Source organism: Amycolatopsis sp. N2S4-7 (assembly GCF_058119595.1).
On record NZ_CP172299.1, the window covers coordinates 7,687,190 to 7,708,570 of the forward strand.

At 72.6% G+C, this 21,381-nt stretch carries 19 protein-coding genes and 1 riboswitch; of the genes, 12 read left to right on the forward strand and 7 right to left on the reverse strand.

The window, feature by feature from the left end:
- The first annotated feature begins 42 nt into the window (after window positions 1–42).
- The 3 genes from ACH54P_RS36510 to ACH54P_RS36520 are packed head-to-tail and all read left to right on the forward strand — an operon-like array spanning window position 43 to window position 4,355.
- A complete protein-coding gene (locus tag ACH54P_RS36510) occupies window positions 43–1,194 on the forward strand; it encodes an exonuclease SbcCD subunit D (protein ID WP_489907848.1) in 1,152 nt (383 codons plus the stop codon).
- Window positions 1,191–4,142 carry an AAA family ATPase gene (locus ACH54P_RS36515; RefSeq protein WP_489907849.1) on the forward strand — a complete coding sequence of 984 codons (2,952 nt, stop codon included), beginning with the start codon at window positions 1,191–1,193 and terminating at the stop codon, window positions 4,140–4,142. Before ACH54P_RS36510 ends, ACH54P_RS36515 begins: the two co-directional genes overlap by 4 nt.
- 21 nt (window positions 4,143–4,163) lie before the next feature.
- A complete protein-coding gene (locus tag ACH54P_RS36520; protein WP_489907850.1) occupies window positions 4,164–4,355 on the forward strand; it encodes a DUF1737 domain-containing protein in 192 nt (63 codons plus the stop codon).
- Here the strand turns inward: ACH54P_RS36520 and ACH54P_RS36525 are convergent.
- On the reverse strand, window positions 4,352–5,749 hold the full coding sequence (locus tag ACH54P_RS36525; protein ID WP_489907851.1) for a DNA-3-methyladenine glycosylase 2 family protein: 1,398 nt from the start codon (window positions 5,747–5,749) through the stop codon (window positions 4,352–4,354). The two genes, ACH54P_RS36520 and ACH54P_RS36525, sit on opposite strands and share 4 nt — an antisense overlap.
- A 102-nt stretch (window positions 5,750–5,851) precedes the next feature.
- Between ACH54P_RS36525 and ychF the strand changes: the two genes are divergently transcribed.
- Complete coding sequence (ychF, locus tag ACH54P_RS36530; RefSeq protein ID WP_489907852.1) at window positions 5,852–6,934, forward strand: redox-regulated ATPase YchF; 1,083 nt, start codon at window positions 5,852–5,854, stop codon at window positions 6,932–6,934.
- A gap of 568 nt (window positions 6,935–7,502) precedes the next feature.
- Here the strand turns inward: ychF and ACH54P_RS36535 are convergent.
- The gene (locus tag ACH54P_RS36535; RefSeq protein ID WP_489907853.1) at window positions 7,503–7,787 is read right to left on the reverse strand and encodes a 4a-hydroxytetrahydrobiopterin dehydratase; all 285 of its coding nucleotides are present in this window, start codon (window positions 7,785–7,787) and stop codon (window positions 7,503–7,505) included.
- Between the two features lie 32 nt (window positions 7,788–7,819).
- Window positions 7,820–7,926, forward strand: a riboswitch (TPP riboswitch).
- Between the two features lie 21 nt (window positions 7,927–7,947).
- Between ACH54P_RS36535 and ACH54P_RS36540 the strand changes: the two genes are divergently transcribed.
- The 3 genes from ACH54P_RS36540 to ACH54P_RS36550 are packed head-to-tail and all read left to right on the forward strand — an operon-like array spanning window position 7,948 to window position 11,608.
- Entirely contained in the window at window positions 7,948–9,000 is a 1,053-nt protein-coding gene (locus ACH54P_RS36540) for a thiamine ABC transporter substrate-binding protein (protein WP_489907854.1), read from the forward strand.
- Window positions 8,976–10,601: an ABC transporter permease gene (locus ACH54P_RS36545; RefSeq protein ID WP_489907855.1), complete on the forward strand. Its 1,626-nt coding sequence runs from the start codon at window positions 8,976–8,978 to the stop codon at window positions 10,599–10,601. The genes ACH54P_RS36540 and ACH54P_RS36545 overlap by 25 nt, the downstream gene beginning before the upstream one ends.
- Window positions 10,601–11,608, forward strand: a complete 1,008-nt coding sequence (locus ACH54P_RS36550) for an ABC transporter ATP-binding protein (protein WP_489907856.1) — start codon at window positions 10,601–10,603, stop codon at window positions 11,606–11,608. The genes ACH54P_RS36545 and ACH54P_RS36550 overlap by 1 nt, the downstream gene beginning before the upstream one ends.
- A gap of 19 nt (window positions 11,609–11,627) precedes the next feature.
- On the opposite strand, the gene ACH54P_RS36555 is transcribed toward ACH54P_RS36550, so the two are convergent.
- From ACH54P_RS36555 to ACH54P_RS36565, 3 genes are read right to left on the reverse strand one after another with little or no spacing between them, the layout of a single operon-like run.
- Window positions 11,628–12,509 (reverse strand): ABC transporter permease, encoded by an 882-nt coding sequence (locus ACH54P_RS36555; protein WP_489907857.1) that lies wholly within the window; start codon window positions 12,507–12,509, stop codon window positions 11,628–11,630.
- Window positions 12,506–13,480 carry an ABC transporter ATP-binding protein gene (locus ACH54P_RS36560; protein ID WP_489907858.1) on the reverse strand — a complete coding sequence of 325 codons (975 nt, stop codon included), beginning with the start codon at window positions 13,478–13,480 and terminating at the stop codon, window positions 12,506–12,508. The genes ACH54P_RS36555 and ACH54P_RS36560 overlap by 4 nt, the downstream gene beginning before the upstream one ends.
- Window positions 13,477–14,568: a LolA family protein gene (locus ACH54P_RS36565; protein WP_489907859.1), complete on the reverse strand. Its 1,092-nt coding sequence runs from the start codon at window positions 14,566–14,568 to the stop codon at window positions 13,477–13,479. The genes ACH54P_RS36560 and ACH54P_RS36565 overlap by 4 nt, the downstream gene beginning before the upstream one ends.
- A gap of 148 nt (window positions 14,569–14,716) precedes the next feature.
- Between ACH54P_RS36565 and ACH54P_RS36570 the strand changes: the two genes are divergently transcribed.
- From ACH54P_RS36570 to ACH54P_RS36580, 3 genes are all read left to right on the forward strand, one after another.
- Window positions 14,717–15,433 carry a response regulator transcription factor gene (locus ACH54P_RS36570; RefSeq protein ID WP_489907860.1) on the forward strand — a complete coding sequence of 239 codons (717 nt, stop codon included), beginning with the start codon at window positions 14,717–14,719 and terminating at the stop codon, window positions 15,431–15,433.
- A complete protein-coding gene (locus ACH54P_RS36575) occupies window positions 15,430–16,746 on the forward strand; it encodes a sensor histidine kinase (protein WP_489907861.1) in 1,317 nt (438 codons plus the stop codon). The genes ACH54P_RS36570 and ACH54P_RS36575 overlap by 4 nt, the downstream gene beginning before the upstream one ends.
- A gap of 82 nt (window positions 16,747–16,828) precedes the next feature.
- A complete protein-coding gene (locus tag ACH54P_RS36580; RefSeq protein ID WP_489907862.1) occupies window positions 16,829–17,218 on the forward strand; it encodes a (deoxy)nucleoside triphosphate pyrophosphohydrolase in 390 nt (129 codons plus the stop codon).
- Between the two features lie 22 nt (window positions 17,219–17,240).
- Here the strand turns inward: ACH54P_RS36580 and trpS are convergent, their stop codons facing one another.
- On the reverse strand, window positions 17,241–18,260 hold the full coding sequence (trpS, locus tag ACH54P_RS36585; protein ID WP_489907863.1) for a tryptophan--tRNA ligase: 1,020 nt from the start codon (window positions 18,258–18,260) through the stop codon (window positions 17,241–17,243).
- A gap of 218 nt (window positions 18,261–18,478) precedes the next feature.
- Between trpS and ACH54P_RS36590 the strand changes: the two genes are divergently transcribed.
- Window positions 18,479–18,778, forward strand: coding sequence for a YciI family protein (locus ACH54P_RS36590; RefSeq protein ID WP_354827510.1), 300 nt, complete (start codon window positions 18,479–18,481; stop codon window positions 18,776–18,778).
- Here the strand turns inward: ACH54P_RS36590 and ACH54P_RS36595 are convergent.
- Window positions 18,775–18,924, reverse strand: a complete 150-nt coding sequence (locus tag ACH54P_RS36595; protein ID WP_167455137.1) for a hypothetical protein — start codon at window positions 18,922–18,924, stop codon at window positions 18,775–18,777. The two genes, ACH54P_RS36590 and ACH54P_RS36595, sit on opposite strands and share 4 nt — an antisense overlap.
- 194 nt (window positions 18,925–19,118) lie before the next feature.
- Here ACH54P_RS36595 and typA point away from each other — a divergent pair, with 194 nt between their 5' ends.
- The gene (gene typA, locus ACH54P_RS36600) at window positions 19,119–21,044 is read left to right on the forward strand and encodes a translational GTPase TypA (RefSeq protein WP_489907864.1); all 1,926 of its coding nucleotides are present in this window, start codon (window positions 19,119–19,121) and stop codon (window positions 21,042–21,044) included.
- Window positions 21,045–21,381: the final 337 nt, after the last annotated feature.

Sequence of the window (21,381 nt, forward strand, 5' to 3'; positions counted from 1 at the left end):
GCCTTCGCGGTTTCGTCGGGGCCGGGTCGTACCTTGGCCCCCGTGAGATTCCTGCACACCTCCGACTGGCACGTCGGCCGCACCTTCCACGGTGCCGACCTGCTCGCGGAACAGGAAGCGGTCCTCGGGCACCTCGCCGACCTCGTGGCAGGCGAGGCGATCGACGCCGTCCTGGTGGCAGGCGACATCTACGACCGCGCGGTCCCTTCGGCCGAGGCCGTGCGGGTGGCGACGAAAGCCGTCGCCCGGATCCGGGCGGCCGGCGCGCACCTGGTCGTCACGCCGGGAAACCACGACTCGGCGCCCCGGCTGGGTGCCTTCGCGGAGTTCGCCGCGGCGGGCGGCCTGCACCTGCGCACCACCGTCGGCGGGCTGGCCGAGCCCGTGCTGTTCGACGACGACCACGGCCCGGTCGCCGTCTACGGCATCCCTTACCTGGAACCGGAACCGGCGCGGCACGCGCTGGGCGTGCCGGAGGCGCGCGGCCACACCGGCGTGCTCACCGAGGCCATGCGCCGCATCCGCGCGGACCTCGAAACCCGGCCCGGCACCCGGTCGGTCGTGCTCGCGCACGCGTTCGTCACCGGCGGCGAGCCGACGGAGTCGGAGCGGACGATCGCGGTCGGCGGCGTCGAGCAGGTGCCCGGCTCGGTCTTCGACGGCGTCGACTACGTCGCGCTCGGCCACCTCCACGGGCCGCAGACGCTCGCCGAGCACTTGCGCTACTCCGGCAGCCCCCTGGCGTACTCGTTTTCCGAAGCCCGCCAACGCAAATCGGTCTGGCTGGTCGACCTGGACGCAAGTGGCCTCGCCGAAGTCCGACGGCACGAGCTGCCGGTGCCCCGGGCGCTCGCCACGCTCAAGGGCGAGATCGACGAACTCCTGAACGACCCGGCGCACGACGGCTACCTCGAGCACTTCCTGTCGGTCACGGTCACCGACCGGGTGCGCCCGGTGGACGCGATGCGGCGGGTGCGCGAACGGTTCCCGTACGCGGTGCACCTGGAGTGGGAGCCCGAGGGCGGGTACGCCGGTGCTCCGCTGCGGTACTCCGACGCCGTCCGCGGCCGGTCCGACATCGAGATCTCGCGCAGCTTCCTCGACGACTGCCGCGGCGCCCCGCCGACCGAAACCGAAGAGCACCTCCTGTTCAAGGCCCTGGAAGCGGCCGACCGGGGGGCCCTCGCGAAATGAGGCTGCACAGGCTGGAGGTCGAAGCCTTCGGGCCGTACTGCGCACGCGAGTTGGTCGACTTCGACGTGCTCGGCGCCGACGGCCTCTTCCTCCTGCACGGCGAAACCGGCGCGGGCAAGACCACGCTGCTCGACGCGATCGCGTTCGCGCTGTTCGGCGTGGTCCCGGGCGCCCGCAACGAAGCCAAGCGCCTGCGCTGCGACCTCGCGGAGCCGGACCAGATCACCGAGGTCTCGCTGGAGCTCACCGTCCAGGGGCACCGGCTCAAGATCGTGCGCAACCCGGAGTACCAGCGCCCCAAGCGGCGCGGCGAAGGCACCACCACCCAGCAGGCGAAGGTTTCGCTGAGCTGGATCGGCACCGCGCCCGCCGGGCTGCCGCCGGAGGGCCTGATCCGGATCGAGGAGGTCGCGCGCACCGTCGAGCGGCTGCTCGGGATGACCGCGGCCCAGTTCTTCCAGGTGGTGCTGCTACCGCAGGGCGAATTCGCCCGGTTCCTGCGGTCGGACACCGCCGAGCGCGAAAAGCTCCTGGAACGGCTGTTCGGCACCGAGCGCTTCGCCGACGTCGAACGCTGGTTCGCCGACCTGCGGGCCGAGCGCGGCCGCGAACTGGCCGAACGCCAGCAGAAGATGCGTGAACTGCTCGCGCGGTACGCGCAGGAAGCCCAGCAGGACCCGCCCGAGACGGACGTGCCCGAGTGGGTCGACGCCGTGCTCGCGGCGTCGGCCGAACATGTCGGGCAGGTGACGGCCGAGGAGGAGCGGGCCCGGTCGGCCGCGCTCCGGGCGGACGTCCACCTGCAGGAAGAACGCGCCGGCGCGGAGAAGATCCGCCGCGTCCGCACCGCGCACCTGCGGCTCGTCGAGATCACCGAGCAGGCGCCGCAGCGCGCCGAATGGGCGCGGGAGGTCGCGGCCGCGCGGCGGGCCGCCGGGGTCGCCGTGGAGGCCGACCTGCTGGACCGGCGCACCGCCGAACTGACTGAAGCCGAGCAGGCGGAGAAGGACCGCGGCGCCCGGCTGCGCGAGTTCGGCACGCGCGCGACCGGCGACCTGAAGGCGCGGGCGGCCGCCGCGCGGGAAGAGGCAGGCGCGGTCGCGGAGCTGGTCGCCGAAGCCGAGCAGCAAGAGCTCGACGTCATGCGGCGGGACGACCGGAAGCTCGCCGCCGTCACGGCCGGGCAGCAGGTCGAAGAACTCACCGCCGAGCTGGCCGCGATCCCCGGCCAGCTGGCCAAGCTGCGGGCGGACGCCCTCGAAGCGGCCGAAGCCGAAGCCAAACTCGAAGGCGCCAAGGCCAAGGTGGACGAGCTGCGGGCCTTCGCCCGCGACGCGGCCGAACTACCCGAAGCCCAGGCGAAGGTCGGGCGGGGCGAGGCGAAGCTGCGCGAAGTCGTCGACACGCACCAGACGGCCCGGCAACGGCGGCTCGACCTGCGCGAGCGGCGGCTGGACGGGATGGCGGCCGAGCTGGCCGCCGCGTTGCCGGACGGCGCGCCGTGCCCGGTGTGCGGGTCGGCCGAGCACCCGGCGAAGGCGAACCGGGACGCCGAACTCGTCGACCCGGCGGAGGAACGCGCCGCCGAAGAAGCCGAGCAGGCGGCGGACGCGGTGCGGCAGCGGGTCGTCGTCGCGCTGGAAGAGGCGAAGGCGCGGCTGGCCGGGCTGATCGAACGGCTGGCCGGGCGCACGGCCGAGTCGATCGCCGCCGAGCTGGCGGAAGCGCGGTCCGCGGTCACCGTCCTCAACGAAAAAGCCGCTGCGAAGGCGCAGCTGAGCCGGCAGGTCGTCCTCCTCGAGCGGGACGCCGAGCTGCGGGCCGAACGCCTCCGGCGAGCCGAGCAGGCGGCGGTCGAGGCCACGACCGACGTCCGCGCCCTGGACGAACGGCTGGCCGAGCGCGAACGCCGCCTGGTCGCCGGCCGGGGCGAGTTCGCGGACGTCGGCGCCCGGCGCGCGCACCTGATCGGGCTGGCCGAGGCCCTGGAGGAGGTCGCCGAGGCCCGCACGGCGGTCGCGGGCGCCCGGGAGCGGGTCGCCCAGCAAAAAGCGCTGGTCGAGGCGGCGGTCAAGGCGAAGGGGTTCACGTCGCTGAAGAAGGCGCGGGCCGCGATGCTGCCGGACGAGCAGATCGAGAAGCTGGAGCAGGGCATCGCCGAGGCCGAGGCGGCCGCCGCGGGAGCGCGGGCGCTGCTGTCCGAGCCCGACCTCTTCGGGATCTCGCCGGACGACGTCGCGGACGTCGGCCGCGCGGCCGACGCGGCCCAGCTGGCCCGGGCGCGCGCCGACTCGGCGTACGCGGCGCTGCGGGTCGCCACCGCCCAGCACGAGGAGCTGACCCGGCTGGCCGGTCTGCTGCGCAAGGCCCTCGCCGGGCTGGCGCCGGCGGAGGCGGCCTACGCCGAACTGCGCGCGCTGGCGGAGGTCGTCAACGGACGCGGGCAGAACAGCCGCAAGATGTCGCTGCGCTCGTACGTGCTGGCGGCGCGGCTGGAAGAGGTGGCGGTCGCCGCCACGCACCGGCTGCGCACGATGAGCCAGGGCCGCTACTCGTTCGTGCACTCGGACGCGGCCGGGGCGCGCGGTACCCGCGGCGGCCTCGGCATCGACGTCCTGGACGACTACTCGGGCACCATCCGCCCGGCGAAGACCCTTTCCGGCGGTGAGTCGTTCCTCGCGTCGCTGGCCCTGGCGCTGGGGCTGGCCGACGTCGTCGCGGGGGAGACCGGCGGCGCGCTGCTGGACACGCTGTTCGTCGACGAGGGCTTCGGCACGCTGGACGCCGAGACGCTCGACGTCGTGATGAACATCCTCGACGAGCTCCGCGCCGGCGGCCGGGTGGTCGGCCTGGTGTCCCACGTCGAGGAGCTGCGGCAGCGCATCCCGACCCGGCTGCGGGTCCGGAAGTCGCGCACCGGCTCGACATTGGAGGTGCGCGCCGGGTGATCGCTCGGACAAGATGAAGCCATGACCGACCAGCCGCCGAACGGCCTGCCCCGCTACCGGATGCTCACCGGCCCGGACGACGCGAAGTTCTGCCACCGGGTCAGCGAGGCGCTCGAACTCGGCTACCGCCTGTACGGCTCGCCGGCCGTGACGTTCGACGGCGACCAGGTGATCGCGGCCCAAGCCCTGCTGTGGCAGGGCGAACAGGGCTAGCCCGCGCGCCGGAGGTACATCCCGGCGTACGAACACCACGGCGTCCACGCGCGTGCCCGCTCGCCGAGCGAATCCGGGGAGATCCCCAGTGCCGCGGCACCGCGGCGGACCGCGGGGTCGTCGGCGAGCAGGACGTCCGGGGCCCCGAGGACTCGCATCACCGCGTAGTCCGCGGCCGCCGGGTCGACGTGCGCCAGCAGCTCCGTCCGCAGGTCGGCAGCGTCCCGGCCGACGTGCACGTCCAGCCGTCCCTCGGCCAGTGCGGCGGCGACGGGGTGGCCGGTGGTCGCGACCTGGGCCGCCGTCGGGAACAGCCGCGTCACGCCCCACTCGCCCGGCACCTCCTCACCGGGTGGCACCTCGCTCAGGAGGGCACGGAGCAGCAGCTCCTCGCCGTCGACCGCGCCCGGCACCCGGATCCCCGGCACGGCCGAGACCAGCGGGGCCAGCGCCGGATCGGCCCCGAGGACACGGGCGACCGCCGCGGGGTCGGCGTCGAGGTCGAGCAGCCGGCGCACCCGGCTCACCGCGCTGCCGAGGTCGCGCAGATCGGTGAGCAGCAGCTCGCAGCGCACGTGGTCGGGCTCCGGCGTCAGCCGCACGACGCCGGTGCCGTGGGCGAGCCGCAGAGTGCGCGCGTAAGACTCCGAAGTGACGTCCTCGACGCCCGGCACCGCGTGGGCCGCGAAGAAGCGAAGCAGCCCGTCGGCGTCGAAGGGCGGCCTGAACGGCAACCGCAGGCTCAGCCGCGTTCCGCTGACGTCGCCCTGACGTCCCCGTCGCGAAGCCGCGGAGACGCGAAGCTGCGAAGGAGTTGTCGCGAACACTTCGCGGATCGTCTCGTTGAACTGCCGGACGCTGGAGAAGCCCGCCGCGAACGCGACGTCCGTCAGCGGCAGCCCCGACATCTCGATGAGCAGCCGCGCCGAGTGCGCGCGGTGGGCCCTGGCCAGCGCGAGCGGGCCCGCGCCCAGCTCGGCGGTGAGCACCCGGCCGACCTGGCGCTCCGAGTAGCCGAGCCGCCGCGCCAGCCCCGGGACGCCTTCGCGCTCCACGGTCCCGTCGGCGATCAGGCGCATCGCGCGCGCCGCGAGGTCGGCCCGCACGTTCCAGTCCGGCGAGCCGGGGACGGCGTCGGGCAGGCACCGGCGGCAGGCGCGGAAGCCGTTGGCCTGCGCGGCCGCCGACGTCGGGAAGAAGCGCACGTTCTGCGCCTTCGGCGTCGACGCCGGGCACGACGGGCGGCAGTAGATGCCGGTGGTGCGGACCGCCATGATGAACTGGCCGTCGAAGCGCGAGTCGCGGGCGGTGACGACGCGGTAGCAGCGTTCGACGTCGCGCCAGAGCGCCGGAACGGGGGCCGGGGCTTCGGCGAGCGCGGTGTTCGGAACCATGGATCCGAGCATGCCAGCAGGTCAGCGCCGTCGCTGGCGGAAATCCGACGCGGCACTGGGCGCTTGGGGGACCGCCGGGGCAGCCCCGTAGACTGCGGGGTCGTGAGCCTCACCCTCGGTATCGTCGGTCTGCCCAACGTCGGCAAGTCCACCCTGTTCAACGCGCTGACGCGCAACGACGTGCTCGCCGCGAACTACCCGTTCGCGACGATCGAGCCGAACGTCGGCGTGGTCCCGCTGCCGGACCCGCGGCTGGACAAGCTGGCCGAGCTGTTCAAGTCGGAGAAGACCGTGCCCGCCGTCGTGTCCTTTGTGGACATCGCGGGCATCGTGAAGGGCGCGTCCGAGGGTGCCGGGCTGGGCAACAAGTTCCTCGCGAACATCCGTGAGGCCAACGCGATCTGCCAGGTCATCCGGGTGTTCGACGACCCCGACGTGGTGCACGTCGACGGCCGGATCGACCCGTCGAGCGACATCGAGACGATCAACACCGAGCTGATCCTCGCCGACCTGCAGACGCTGGACAAGGCCCTGCCGCGGCTGGAGAAGGAAGCGCGGACGAAGAAGGAGAACAAGCCCGCGCTGGACAACGCCCAGAGGGCGAAGGAGATCCTCGACGCCGGGCGGACGCTCTTCCAGGCGCAGAAGGAGGTCGACTTCGAGGCGTTGCGGGAGCTGAGCCTGCTCACCACGAAGCCGTTCCTGTACGTCTTCAACGCCGACGAGTCGGTGCTCACCGACGAGGCCCGCCGCGAGGAGCTGACGAAGCTGGTCGCGCCCGCGGACGCGGTGTTCCTCGACGCGAAGGTCGAGGCGGAGCTGCTGGAGCTGGACGACGAGGAGTCGGTCCGCGAGCTGCTCGAGTCGGTCGGCCAGCCGGAGCCGGGGCTCTATTCGCTGGCCCGTGCCGGCTTCCACACGCTCGGCCTGCAGACGTACCTGACGGCGGGCCCCAAGGAATCGCGCGCCTGGACGATCCCGCAGGGTGCGACGGCCCCCCAGGCGGCGGGCGTGATCCACACGGACTTCGAGCGCGGCTTCATCAAGGCGGAGATCGTCTCGTACGACGACCTGATGGAGGCCGGCTCGATGGCGGCGGCCCGCGCGGCGGGCAAGGTCCGCATGGAGGGCAAGGACTACGTCATGACCGACGGCGACGTGGTCGAATTCCGCTTCAACGTGTGAGCCGGGCGCTCACCCGGGTCGAGCGGGCCGCGGCGGACGTCCCGGATGCCGCGGAACTGCGGGCGCAGGCGGCCGAGTTCCCGCCGACCGAGCGGATCCGCCCGGCGGGCTGACAGACGAGTACGCCGCCGCTCTGGAGGTCAGGGCGACGGCGCTCGAACTGCGGCTGCTGCGCGGACTAGCCGAGCACACCCAGCAGCACGATGGCGATCAACACCACCGCGGGGGCGAGGGCGTTGATCCAGGCGCGCTGGGCGGCGGGCAGAGTGCTGTTCATGGGCGTTTTCCCTACGGGCGGGCCGATGCTTCCGCAGGGACAGCGCACTGATCATGCCCCGCGTTAGCCGCTGTGATCAAGCTCACCCGTGACCAGGGAAAACGCCGTTCAGCCGTCCAGGTGGCGGCGGTTGCGGGCGGTGAACCAGAGCACGCCTCCGGCTGCCGCCACCATGGCTGCGAACGCCGCCGAACCGACCACGATTGCCTGAGTCATCTCGTCTCCCTCCCGAAGGTTCCGGTAACCGAGAGACGTCGAACCCGGGCGAAAGTTCACCCAGAGTTACCAGGATCACAGTCCGGCGAGCACCGCATCGATCTGGGCCGCCAGGTCGAAGTCCTTCGCGGTCAGCCCGCCCGCCGAATGCGTGCTCAGGCGGAAGGTGAGCGTGCGCCAGCGGATGTCGATGTCCGGGTGGTGGTCGGCCTCTTCGGCGAGGACCGCCACCCGGTCCACCACCTCGATCGCCTGCGGGAAGCTCGCCAGCTCCACCTCGCGGGAGATGACGGACCCGGATCGGGTCCAGCCCGCACCCAACCGTCCGTCGGCCTCGGAGTCGCTCAAGATTTCCGTCATGTCTCCATGGTCGTACGTCCTGGACTACGCTGCACGGTTGCCACGGGAGTCCGGTCAGCCGGGCTGAGAGGCGGGTCACCCGCGACCGTTCGCACCTGACCGGATCATGCCGGCGAAGGGAGGGCTCGACCTCCTCGTCCGGCGAAGTGCAGGAGGGTAGATGAAACGCAGGGCTGTTCGCGCCGCGACGGCCGTCGCCGCCGTCAGCGCCGTCGCAGCGGCGTGCTCGCTGTCGGACGGTGACGGTGGCACGCAGCAGACGCCCACCGTCACCCTCGTGACGCACGATTCCTTCCTGGCGCCGCAGGAGGTGCTCGACGCCTTCCAGAAGCAGTCGGGCATCAAGGTCTCCGTGCTCAAGCAGGGTGACGCCGGGTCGCTGACCAACAAGCTCGTGCTGACCAAGGCCAACCCGATCGGCGACGTCGCGTACGGCGTCGACTCGACCTTCGCCTCGCGCGCGCTCACCGAGGGCGTCTTCGAGCCGTACACCAGCCCGGAGGCCGACCGCGGGCCGCAGCGCTACGCCGTCGACCCCGAGCACCGGCTGTCCGCCGTCGACGTCGGCGACGTCTGCGTCAACGTCGACACGAACTACTTCACGAGCAAGGGGATCCCGGCGCCGGAGTCGTACGACGACCTCGCCGACCCGAAGTACAAGGACCTGCTGGTCGCCGAGGACCCGGCGACGGCGTCGCCCGGCCTGGCCTTCCTCCTCGGCACCGTCGCGAAGTACGGCGAGGCCGGCTGGAAGGACTACTGGACGAAGCTGAAGGCCAACGGCGTCAAGGTGGTCAGCGGCTGGGAAGAGGCCTACACCAAGGACTTCTCCGGCTCGTCCGGCAAGGGGCCGCGGCCGATCGTCGTCTCGTACGCGTCGTCGCCGGCCGCCGAGGTGGGCGAGGACGGCAAGCCGCGCACCAAGGCGCTGCTCGACACGTGCTACCGGCAGGTCGAGTACGCCGGCGTGCTGGCCAACGGCAAGCAGGCCGAGAACGCGCGCAAGGTCGTCGACTTCCTGCTCTCGCAGCAGTTCCAGGTGACCGTGGCGGCCAACATGTACGTCTACCCGGCGCGCCAGGGCGTCGACCTGCCCGCGGGCTGGGCGCAGGCCGCCCCGCTGCCGCAGAAGCCGCAGACGCTGCCCGCGGACCAGGTGCAGGCCGGACGCGAGAAGTGGATCGGCGAATGGCGCACGCTGGTGCAGTCTTAGCGCCACCGCGGACCGCCCGAGGCATCGGCTTGGCGCTGCTCGGGCTGGCCCCCATCGGGTTCCTGGTGGTGTTCTTCGCCTGGCCGGTGCTGGCCATCGTCGGCCGCGGGTTCGCCGCGGGTGGTCTCGACGTCGTTCTCCGGGACCCGCGGACCTGGCAGCTGGCCGGGTTCACCGTGGCGAGCGCGGCCGCGTCCACGGTCGTCGCGGTGCTGGCCGGGCTGCCGGTGGCGTTCCTGCTGGCCCGCGTGCGGCTGCCCGGCGTCGGCCTCGCGCGGACGCTGGTGCTGGTGCCGTTCGTGCTGCCGACGGTCGTCGTCGGGCTCGCCTTCCGGGCGCTCTGGCCGGACGGCGGCGTGCTGCCGATCGTGCTGGCCAACGCCTTCTTCAACGTCGCCGTCGTCGCGCGGACCGTCGCCGGGCTCTGGTCGCGGCTGGATTCGCGGACGACCGACGCCGCCCGCGCGCTGGGCGCGTCGCCGTGGCGGGCGTTCCGCTCGGTGACGCTTCCCGCGCTGGCCCCGGCGATCGCGTCCGCCGCGGCCGTGGTGTTCCTGTTCTGCGCCACCAGCTTCGGCGTCGTGCTCATCCTCGGCGGCGCCCGCTACCGGACCCTGGAGACCGAGATCTACCTCCGGACGGTCGACCTGCTCGACCTCTCGGGTGCGGCGGCGCTTTCGCTGATCCAGTTCGCCGCCGTGGTGGCCGCGCTGGTCCTCGGCGGCTTGGCGCGCCGGCGCAAGGAGGGGGCCAGGATCGGGGCCACGAAGACGCGGCGCCCTCGTGGTGGCGAGTGGTGGGTCGTCGGCGCGGCGGGTGCCGTGCTCGCCCTCCTGCTGACCCCGATCCTCGCGCTGCTCGCCGAGTCGGTGTCCACTGAGGACGGCTGGAGCCTCGCCGGCTACCGGGCCCTGACGAGCACCGGCGAGAAGGGCGCGCTGCAGGTGTCCGGCTGGGACGCCGCGGTGAACTCGCTGAAGGTGGCCGTCGACGCGACGCTGCTGGCGATGGTGGTCGGCGTGCTCGCGTCCGTGGTGCTGGTGGCCCTGCGCCGGTCGCCCGCGAAGCCCGCGCGCGGGCTCGGCGAGACGATGGACGCCGTGCTGATGCTGCCGCTCGGGGTGTCCGCGGTGACCGTCGGGTTCGGCTACCTGGTGACGCTCGACGCGCTGCCCGGCGACCTCCGGACGTCGCCGTACCTGGTACCGCTGGCCCAGGCCCTGGTGATCATCCCGCTGATCGTGCGGATGGTGCTGCCGGTGCTGCGCGCGGTCGACGTCCGGCTGCGGCAGGCCGCGTCGACGCTCGGCGCGAGCCCGCTGCGGGTGTGGCGGGAGATCGACCTGCCGCTGACGCTGCGGCCGCTCGTCGCCGCCGCCGGGTTCGGCTTCGTCGTCGCGCTCGGCGAGTTCGGTGCGACGAGCTTCCTCGCCCGGCCGACGGCGCCGACGCTGCCGGTCGCGGTCGCGACGCTGATGGCGCGCCCCGGGGAGCTGAACAACCAGATGGCGTACGCCGCGTGCGCGCTGCTGATGCTCGTGACGGTGCTGGCGGTCGCGCTGATCGACCGGCTCGGACGCGGCCGGGTGGGAGAGTTCTGATGGCGCTTTCGGTGCGGGACCTGACCGTCCACTACGGATCGTTCGCGGCGGTCCGCGACGTCCGGCTGGACATCGCCGACGGCGAGGTCCTGGCCCTGCTCGGCCCGTCGGGGTCGGGGAAGTCGACGCTGCTGCGCGCGATCACCGGGCTGGAGCCGTCGGCGCGCGGTTCGGTCAGCTGGGACGGCGAGGACCTCGGCGCGGTGCCGGTGCACCGGCGCGGGTTCGGGCTGGTGTTCCAGGACGGCCAGCTGTTCGGCCACCGCGACGTCGCCGCGAACATCGCGTTCGGCCTGCGGATGCACGGCGTGCCGCGGGCGGCGTGGGCGCCGCGGGTCGCCGAGCTGCTGGACCTGGTCGGCCTGTCCGGCTTCGAGAAGCGGCGGGTGACGGAGCTTTCGGGCGGCCAGGCTCAGCGCGTCGCGCTGGCCCGGGCGCTGGCGCCGAAGCCGCGGCTGCTGCTGCTCGACGAGCCACTGTCCGGTTTGGACGCCGGACTGCGCGAGCAGCTGGCCATCGACCTGGCGGACCTGTTGCGGCGCAGCAAGATCACGACGTTGCTGGTGACGCACGACCAGGAAGAGGCGTTCACGCTCGCCGACCGGGTGGCGGTGCTCGACGCGGGCGAGGTGCGCCAGGAGGGTGCGGTCCGCAGGGTGTGGCGCAACCCGGCGGACGACACGGTGGCGCGGTTCCTCGGGGTGACGACGTTCGTGACGGGGGTGGCGGCGGGCGGCGTGGTGCGCACGGACCTGGGGGAGCTGGCCCTCCCGGACGTCGGCGACGGCCCGGTGCGGCTCGGCCTGCGCCCGCACGCCCTGCGGGTCGCCGCGTCCGGAGTGGACGGTGAAGTGGTGGCGGCCGTGCACCGGCGCGAGCACGTGCGGCTGGTGGTGAACCTCGGCAGTTCCACTGTGGACGCCGTCGCGCCCGCGGCGTCGGACCTGCGCGCGGGGGACGCGGTGAAGCTGGAGTTCGACCCGGACGGCGTCGCGCTGGTCGGCTGACGCCGTCCGGAAGGAAACCTCAGCCGTCGCGGGTGGACAACCGTGCGTACGCCAGCGACAGCCCGATCACGATGTAGCACAGCGCCCGCAAGGCACCTTCGCCCAGCAGCTGCGTGCCCATCGGGTCCTGCAGCACCTCCGCCGGCGCCATCGACCAGTTCTGCGTCAGCAGGAACGGGTGCAGCCAATCCAGCGAGGTCAGGAACCCGAGGATGGTGAAGACGATGTCCGCCGCCAGGACGGAGGCCACCACCAGCATCGGGTGCTCGGTCCAGCTGGAGATCGCCAGCGCCACCGCGCCGACCGCCCACAGCTGGAGCACCACCCAGCCCGCCACCAGCAGGATCCGGGCCAGCGCCCCGCCGAGGGACAACGTCGTGCCCGACAGCGTGAACAGCGAATCCGTGCCGTTGATGATCAGCCCGGTCACCACGCCCGTCACGCACATCGCCAGCACCGAGACCACCGACACGGTCGCGACGCCGAAGGCCTTCACCCCGAGCAGGCGGCCGCGCCCGACCGGCGCGATCAGCCAGCCGCGCAGAGTGCCGTGGGACGTCTCGCCCGCGATCGCGTCCGCGCCCGCCATGGCCGAGGCCAGCGGCAGCAGCAGCGCCAGCGACATCACGATCGCCGCGATCGGGAGGACGAACGCGTTGTTGACCGCGGACGCCAGCAGCGCCCCGCCGCCGTCGTCCGGGCCGCCGCCACCGGACGGGTTGTCGTCCACCAGCGTCAGGCCGATGCCGATCACCACCGGGATCAGGGCCAAGAGCCCGAGCACGGCCAGCGTGCGCGGCCGCCGGAAGATCCAGCGCAGCTCCGCGGCCAGCAGCCGGGTCAGCGGCACCGTGTCGTGGCCCGTGCGGGCCGCCGGTGCGTCGAGAACCGCCGTCGTCATTCCGCCCCCTCGGTCAGCCGCGCGAACAGGTCTTCCAGCCCGGTGCGGGCCCGCGTCGCCTCGTGGACCGCGACCCCCGCGCCCACCAGGACCTGCAGCACCCGCGGGGCCTCGGCCGCCGTGAGGTCGGCGCGGACGCCGTCCGGCGTGAGCCGAGCGCCGATCCGGTTCTCCCGCAGCACTTCCACCGCCTGTTCGGCGTCCGGCGTGCGGACCAGCAGGGCCGCGTTCCCGGACTCCAGCAGCTCCGCCAGCTCGCCCTGCGCGACGACGTTGCCGGCCTGCAGCACGGCCACGTGCGTGCACGTCGCCTCGACCTCGGCCAGCAGGTGCGACGACACCAGCACGGTGACGCCCTCGGCGTGCAGCTCGGCGACGATCCTGCGGATCTCCCTGGTACCAGCAGGGTCGAGGCCGTTGGTCGGCTCGTCGAGCACGACCATCTTCCGCGGTACGAGCAACGCCGAAGCGAGCCCGAGCCGCTGCTTCATGCCGAGCGAATAACCCTTGTAGCGCCGCCGCGCCGCGCCGGTCAGCCCGACGCGCTCCAGCGCCGTGTCCACCGCGGTGGGAATCCCGGCGGACGCCAGGCGCGGTTCCGCCGCGGCGAACCGCAGCAGGTTGTCGCGCCCGGACAGGAACGGGTGGAAGCCCGGCCCCTCGACGAGCGCGCCGACGTCCGGCAGCGCGTGCGCGGCGGCGTCCGGCATCGGGCGGCCGAGCAGCTCGACCTCGCCCTCGGTCGGCCGGACCAGACCGAGCAGCATCCGGATGGTGGTCGTCTTGCCCGAGCCGTTCGGCCCGAGCATCCCGACGACCGCGCCCTGCGGGATGTCGAGGTCGACGTGGTCCACCGCGACCGTGCTGCCGTAGACCTTGCGCAGTCCCCGGGTGCGCGCGGCGAGCGGGACCACCGGGGCGGACACCTCCGAAGAGATGTCCGCCCCGGACTCCACAGCCGTGCTGGTCACTTCTGACCCAGCGCTTCGTAGAGGACCTGCTCCGGCACCGCACCGGCCGCGAACCGGCCGTCGTCGGTCAGCACCGCGCTGCCCACCTTCGTGGTGATGAGGTGGCCGCTGCCCCAGGTGCCGCTGACCTTCTTCGCGAACCGGTCGAGCAGCGCCTGCGGGTCGGCGTTGCGGCCTTCACGCCCGGACTGCTGCTTCGGCGCGGCGTTCAGCGCGTCCGCCGGCACCTTGCCGGTGACGACCGTGTCCCAGCCGTCGCCGACGACCTTGACGTCCTGCTTGGCCTGCTCGGCCAGGTCCTTGGCGTGCTGGTCGACCTGCGGGGTCTTCTCCTGCACCTTGGCGCCCTTCGGCGGGGTGAAGGTGAAGAGGTCGGCAGGCTGCTGGGCGAACTGGATCTCGGTGAACGCGACCTCGAGCGCCGGCGTCGACGTCCCGTTGCTCAGCACCGACACGCGCAGCGGCATCCGCGTCTGCGAGTCGACCGCGACGCGGATCTCGCGCAGCAGCGTGCGTTCGGTCGGCTTCGGCGTCAGGACCAGCTCGTACGCCGGGCGGTCCGCGACGGTCGCGGTGCCGTCGACCGAGACCGTGCTGCTCTCGCGGACCTTCGCGAGCAGTTCGGTCGACGCCGCGACCGGGTCGGCCGTCTTGTCGCTGCCCGCGCCCTTCTGCTGGGCCACCTCGGCCGGGACGGTCACCTTGGTCGCGGTGTTCGTCCGGGAGCTGTAGTCCCAGACGGTGGTGCCGTCGTGGACCACGGTCTCCTGGCTGGCCCCCTGCGTGACGGCGAGCCGGCTCTTGCCCGCGCCGTCGCTGAAGATGTGCGCCGAATCCATGTTCAGCGCCGCCGCCCCCGGCACGGCGTTCCCCACGGCGGGCAGGCCCAGGTCGTTGCTGACCTTGACCGTGCCGTCGAACGCGCCCGGCTTCGCCTTGACCACCGACTGCACCAGGTCTTCGGCACTCACCTGCGGCAGCGCCGGCTTGTCGTCGGCACTGGCCGGCATCGCGACGAACGCGAGGCCGCCGGCACCGAGCGCGGTGCCGAGGACCGCGGCGGTGATGCCCTTCGTCTTCGGTTTCATGCGTCTCTCCCTGTGGTGTTCCCGGACTCGAGTGTGCCCGGCTCCCTGGCACCGACGCTTCCCTCTCGAGGCTGAGATACCCCTGAAGGTTCTCCCCCTCCGGCTGAGATCGTGCTGAGAGCCGCCACACGACCTGCGGAAACCGGCCATGATGAGTCTCGTGAAACCTCGGGTGCTGGTGGTCGACGACGAACCGGGCGTGCGGAAGGCGCTGCAGCGCGGGCTGCGCGCGGAGGGGATGGACGTGGTCACGGCCGCGGACGGCCCCACCGGCCTGCAGCTGGCGAGCACGGGCTCGTTCGACGTCGTGCTGCTCGACATCATGCTGCCGGGCCTGTCCGGCTACCGCGTGCTGGAGCGGCTGCGCAAGGACGGCGTCACCACGCCGGTGCTGCTCGTCTCGGCCAAGGACGGCGAAATCGACCAGGCCGACGGCCTCGACCTCGGCGCCGACGGCTACCTCGTCAAGCCGTTCTCCTTCGTGGTGCTGGTCGCGCAGGTCCGGGCGACGCTGCGCCGGGCGGGACCGGACGCCAGCCGCGGCACGCTGAAGCTCGGCGCGCTGGAAGTCGACCGCGGGTTGCGCCAGGTGCACTGGAAGGGCGAGGAGGTCGGGCTGAGCCCGCGGGAGTTCGCGCTGCTCGAAGTGCTCGTCGGGCGGGCGGGCACGGTCGTCACGAAGGACGAGCTGCTGCGCGCGGTCTGGGGCGAGGAGCAGGCCGTCACGCGCAACCTCGTCGAGGTGTACGTCGGGTACGTGCGGCGCAAGCTCGACGCGGTCGGCGCCGGCGCGTTGCTGCGGACCGTGCGCGGGCACGGCTACCTGGCCTCCGACGCGCAGCTCGACGAAGTCATCACCCCGTGATCGGGTGGTGGCGCGGGCGGTCCCTGCAGGCCCGGATCACCGTCCTGGCCGCGACGATCACCCTGGCCTGCCTGCTCGGGCTGGCGGCGCTGGCCGCGGCCAACCTCTCGCCGCTGCTCATCGGCTCGGTCGACCGCGAGCTGACGGGCGCGCTCGGCCCGGCCGGCGCCGAGGTGAGCGCCGGGCGGCCGCTGGCCGGGGCGGCCCCGGTGACGCTGCGGGTCCTGGACATCGCGGGCACGCCGGTGGACGGCGGCACCCCGGCGGGCCTGGCGCCCGCGGACATCTCGACGCTCAAGGCCGGCCAGCCGGTGCAGCGCGACGGCGCGCGGTACCTGGGCGCCGTCGTCACCGCGCCGGACGGGGCGCAACGGCTGGTCGTGGCGGGCGCCGGCCTGGTCGGGTTCTCCGCCTCCGTGCACTACGCCGGGGTGTGGCTGGTGGTCGTCGCGCTGGCCGGGGCGCTGGTGGCGGGCTTCGCGACGTGGCTGGTGGTGCGGCTGTCGCTGCGGCCGGTGGCGCGCATGCGGGGTTCGGTGCGCGCGTTGCCGCCGGGGGCGAGGCTGGCGCTGCCGGACTCGCACGACGAGCTGCGCGCGCTGGCGGAGGAGTTCAACGCCCTGCTGGAGCGGCAGGAGCAGGCCAGCGAGCGGCTCCGGCGCTTCACCGGCGACGCCGCGCACGAGCTGCGGTCGCCGGTCGCGTCGATCCGGGTCCAGGCCGAGGTCGCCGTCACCAACCCGGATCCGGAGCTGTCCCAGGAGACGCTGTCGGACATCTTGACGGAGGCCGAGCGGCTCTCGTCCCTGCTGGACGGGCTGCTGTCGCTGGCCCGCTCGGACGCGGGGGAGGTGCCGCCCGCTTCGCCGGTCGAGCTGGTCAGCGAGGTCCGAGCGGCGGTGGCCCGGCTCCCGGCCGGAGCGCCGGAGACGCGGGTGAGCAACGCCGTGGCGCAGGCGTGGGCGTCGTCCGCGCACGCCGAGGTGGAGCTGGTGCTCGACAACCTGCTGCGCAACGCGTGCCGCTACGCGCGCGGCCAGATCGTGGTCTCGGTGCTGGCGTCGCGCTCGTCGGTCCGGGTGGTGGTCGACGACGACGGGCCGGGGATCGCCCCGGAGCACCGCGAGAAGGTGTTCGACCGGTTCTACCGCATCGCCGACGACCGGGCCCGCTCGTCGGGCGGGACGGGCCTGGGCCTGGCGATGGTGGCGGAGACGGTCCGGCGCCGAGGAGGCCGGGTCCAGGTGGGCGAGTCCCCGGACGGCGGCGCGCGGTTCGTGGTCGTCTGGCGCGCGGCGGTGGGAGAGGCGTGACCGTGCTTGGCGGGTCGGCTCGCGTGCCTGGAGGGTCGGCACGGCGGGAGGGGCGGGGCGCTTCCGGGTAGGTTCCGGGACTGTGAACGGTGTGATCGTGGGTGCGGCCCTGGTGCGTGACGGCAAGCTGCTCGCCCAGCAGCGGGCCTGGCCGCCGGGGCACGCCGGGCAGTGGGAGCTGCCGGGTGGCCGGGTCGAGGAGGGGGAGTCCGAAGCCTTCGCGCTGGCCCGGGAGTGCAGCGAGGAACTCGACGTCGTCATCGAGGTCGGGGAGCGCGTCGGGGAGGACGTTCCCCTGCCCGGCGGCAAGGTCCTCCGGATCTACGCCGCGAAGCTCGTCTCGCCGGGCGAAGAGCCCCGCGCGGTCGAGCACCTCGCCGTCCGCTGGCTGGGGCCCGACGACCTCGACGACGTCGACTGGCTGCCCGCCGACCGCATCCTGCTCCCGGCCTTCCGGGAACTGCTCGCCTGAGCCGGGAGCAGGACGCGGCTCTTCAATTGGCGCCGATCATCCGCAGCGCCGCGTCGAGCCGGTGCGAGCCGCGCTCCCGCGCGCGTTCCGCGCCCGCCTTGCGGACTCGGTCCAGCTCCGCGACGTCGTCGAGCAGGGTCAACGCGCGTTCCCGCACCGGGCGGAGTTCCTCGACCACGGCGTCGGCGACGGCGTCCTTCACCGCCCCGTAGGACGAGAACTCCGCCGCCAGGTCGGCCGGTGCACCGCCCCGGCACGCGGCGAGGATCTCCAGCAGGTTCGCCATCCCCGGCCGGGTGTCCGGTGCGTGCACCGGCACCGAACCGCCGTCGGTGACCGCGCGGCGGATCTTGCGGCGGACCTGGTCGGGCTCGTCCAGCACGAACACCACGCCCGCCGCGTCCCGCGTCGACTTCGACATCTTGCGCGTCGGGTCGGTGAGGTCCTTCACACGCGCGCCCGCGGGCGGGAGCACGGCGTTCGGGATGGTGAAGACCTCGCCGTACGTGCTGTTGAACCGCTTCGCCAGCGTCCGCGTCAGCTCGACGTGCTGCCGCTGGTCCTCGCCGACCGGCACCTCGTCCGCACCCTGCAGCAGGATGTCCGCGGCCATCAGCGCCGGGTAGGTCAGCAGCGACAGCCGCACCCCGGCCTGCCCCTTGGATTTTCCATCCATGCCCCCGCCGCCGCCCTCGACGGAGGCGCTGCGCGCCGCTGATTTCTCCTTGAACTGGATCATCCGCGCGGCCTCGCCGTAGTTGCAGGTGCACTCCAGGACCCAGGTCAGCGCGCCCAGCTCGCGGGCCAGGTCGGACTGGACGAACACCCGCTCCGGATCGATGCCGGCGGCGATCAGCAGCGCCAGCTGCTCGTGCGCCAGGGAGCGGAGTTTCGCCGGGTTGTGCGGGGTCGTCATGCCGTGCAGGTCGGCGACGAAGTACAGGTCCTCCGGCCCGCCCTCGGCGGCCCAGCGGCGCACGGCCCCGAGGTGGTTGCCGAGGTGGACGTGACCGGACGGCGTGATCCCGGACAGCTTGCTCATGTCTCTTCCTTCCGAGGGGGACCACCCCGGAGAAGAAGGCACGAAAAAGGCCGCCCGTCCGGGGCGGCCACTGGCTGGTTCAGCGCAGGGTCAGCAGGCCGCCGATGGCGGCCACCAGCTGGCGGTCTGCGTGTGCACGGCGACGACTATAGCCCGATCCGTCACCACTTCGCATCGTCCGGACGCGGAAGCGCACGGGCGGAGTTACGGTCTTAACCATGTATGTCGTCCTGCTGAACTACACGGCCCCGATCGAGGAAATCGACTACGCGCTCCCGGACCACGCCGAGTGGCTGAACAGGCAGTACGAGCACGGCCACTTCCTGGCCTCCGGGCGGCGGAACCCGCGCACCGGCGGCGTGATCATCACGCGCCCGATGTCCCGCGGGAAGCTCGACGCCATCCTGGCGTCCGACCCGTTCTGCGTGAAGCACCTCGCGAAGTACGAGGTCATCGAGTTCTCCCCGACGAAGACCGCGCCGGAGCTCCGGCTGCTCAACGAGGCCGTGCCCCACTAAGCGGCCAGATCCAGCTTCGCCTTCTTCAGAGCTAATACCGGGCACTTCTTGCAGCGCGGCTTCGACCGGCAGCACTTCTTCTTGACCTTGCCGGCCTTCATCAGCTTGCGCACGACCTTCCGCGGGTCTTTCGGCTTCTTGCCCACGCGCACGCACCTTCCGGATCGGCGTCCTTCACCGGGTTTCCACGTTAGGTCAGCCTAACCGTCATGGGGGCGTGGGGCCGCTCACAATGGGGTGGCAGGTATCCTGGGTGAGGTCCGCGTGTGACCAGAGCCGGTCACGGGATGCCTGACGGGCTTACGCGGCCATCCAACCCTTGAAGTTCAGGAGTTCTCGCGTGCCCGCAGCCAGCGCTACCGTCGAAACCGGCCGGCCGACCGGTAAGACCCGGCCCGACCTGCGCAACGTCGCGATCGTCGCCCACGTCGACCACGGCAAGACCACGCTGGTGGACGCGATGCTCCGCCAGTCCGGCGCCTTCGCCGAGCGCGCCGAGCTCGTCGACCGCGTGATGGACTCGGGCGAGCTCGAGCGCGAAAAGGGCATCACGATCCTGGCGAAGAACACCTCGATCCACCGCCAGACGCCCGAGGGCCAGGTGACGATCAACGTCATCGACACCCCCGGCCACGCCGACTTCGGCGGCGAGGTCGAGCGCGGCCTGGCCATGGTCGACGGCGTCGTCCTGCTGGTCGACGCCAGCGAGGGCCCGCTCCCGCAGACCCGGTTCGTGCTGCGCAAGACCCTCGAAGCCAAGCTCCCGGTGATCCTGCTGGTCAACAAGGTCGACCGGCCGGACGCGCGGATCGCCGAGGTCGTCGAGGAGACCCACGACCTGCTGCTCGACCTGGCCGGCGACATCGAGGACGCCGACCTCGACGCGATCCTCGACCTCCCGGTCGTCTACGCCTCCGCGCGCGCCGGCAAGGCGAGCCTCGAGCAGCCCGCGGACGGCGGCCTGCCCGACAGCGAGGACCTCGACCCGCTCTTCGACACGCTGCTGCGCCACGTGCCGCCGCCCGCCGCGGACCTCGACGCGCCGCTGCAGGCCCTGGTCACGAACCTCGACGCCTCCAACTTCCTCGGCCGCATCGCGCTGATCCGCATCCACGCCGGCAAGCTCCGCAAGGGCCAGACCGTGGCCTGGATGCGCGAAGACGGCACCGTGCAGAACGTCCGGATCTCCGAGCTGCTGGTCACCGAGGCGCTCACCCGCGTCCCGGCGACCGAGGCCAGCGCGGGCGAGCTGGTCGCCATCGCCGGCATCCCGGACATCACGATCGGCGACACCCTCGCCGACTCCGAGACGCCGGTGGCGCTGCCCCGGATCACCGTCGACGAGCCCGCCATCTCGATGACCATCGGTGTCAACACCTCGCCGCTGGCCGGGCGCAACGGCGGCGACAAGGTCACCGCGCGGCTGGTCAAGGCCCGCCTCGACCAGGAGCTGATCGGCAACGTCTCGATCCGCGTCCTGCCGACCGAGCGCCCCGACACCTGGGAGGTCCAGGGCCGTGGCGAGCTCGCGCTGGCGATCCTCGTCGAGCAGATGCGGCGTGAAGGCTTCGAGCTGACCGTCGGCAAGCCGCAGGTGGTCACGCGCGTCATCGACGGCAAGGTGCACGAGCCGTTCGAGCGCCTGTCGATCGACTCGCCGGAGGAGCACCTCGGCGCGATCACCCAGCTGCTGGCCGCCCGCAAGGGCCGCATGGAGCACATGGGCGGGCACGGCTCCGGCCGACTCAAGCTCGACTACGTCCTCCCGGCGCGGGGCCTGATCGGCTTCCGCACCGACTTCCTCACCGAGACCCGCGGCACCGGCATCGCGAACCACGTGTTCGAGGGCTACTTCCCGTGGGCGGGCGAGATCCGCACCCGGCACAGCGGCTCGCTGGTCGCCGACCGGTCCGGCCCGGTCACCGCGTACGCGATGATCCAGCTGGCCGACCGCGGCACCTTCTTCGTCGAGCCGGGCGCCGAGGTGTACGAGGGCATGGTCGTCGGCGAGAACCCGCGCTTCGAGGACCTGGACATCAACATCACCAAGGAGAAGAAGCTGACGAACATGCGTCAGTCCTCCGCCGACGTGATGGAGACGCTGGCCCGGCCGCGCAAGATGGGCCTGGAAGAGGCCCTGGAGTTCTGCTCGGTCGACGAGTGCGTCGAGGTCGCGCCGGAGGTCGTCCGGGTCCGCAAGGTCACCCTCGACGTCAACACCCGCGCGAAGGAGCGTTCGCGCGCGAAGAGCCGCGACAACAGCTGATCCGACAGACGCGAAAAAACCTCCCGGTGTGTGCCGCCGGGAGGTTTTTTCGTTGCCGGTTCGTCACGCCGGGTCGGTAGCCTGCCGACGGGACGTCACGGAATCCGCCGTTCTTCTCCTTATATCTTTATAGGGGTCGCGGCGGCCTCATCGCCTGGTGCGCACCACCGGGGTGAACCCCGGCCGTGTCCGGGCCGTGTTCGTTCCGCCGTTCCGGAACGGTCCGGGAACCCGGACGGTGCTCCGCGCGTCCTTCCCCATAGCGCCCACCTTGGGGCGCCGGGCCCGGCCGATCCGGGTGTGGGAATCTCGGTTCCGGACGCACGGGTGGTCATGG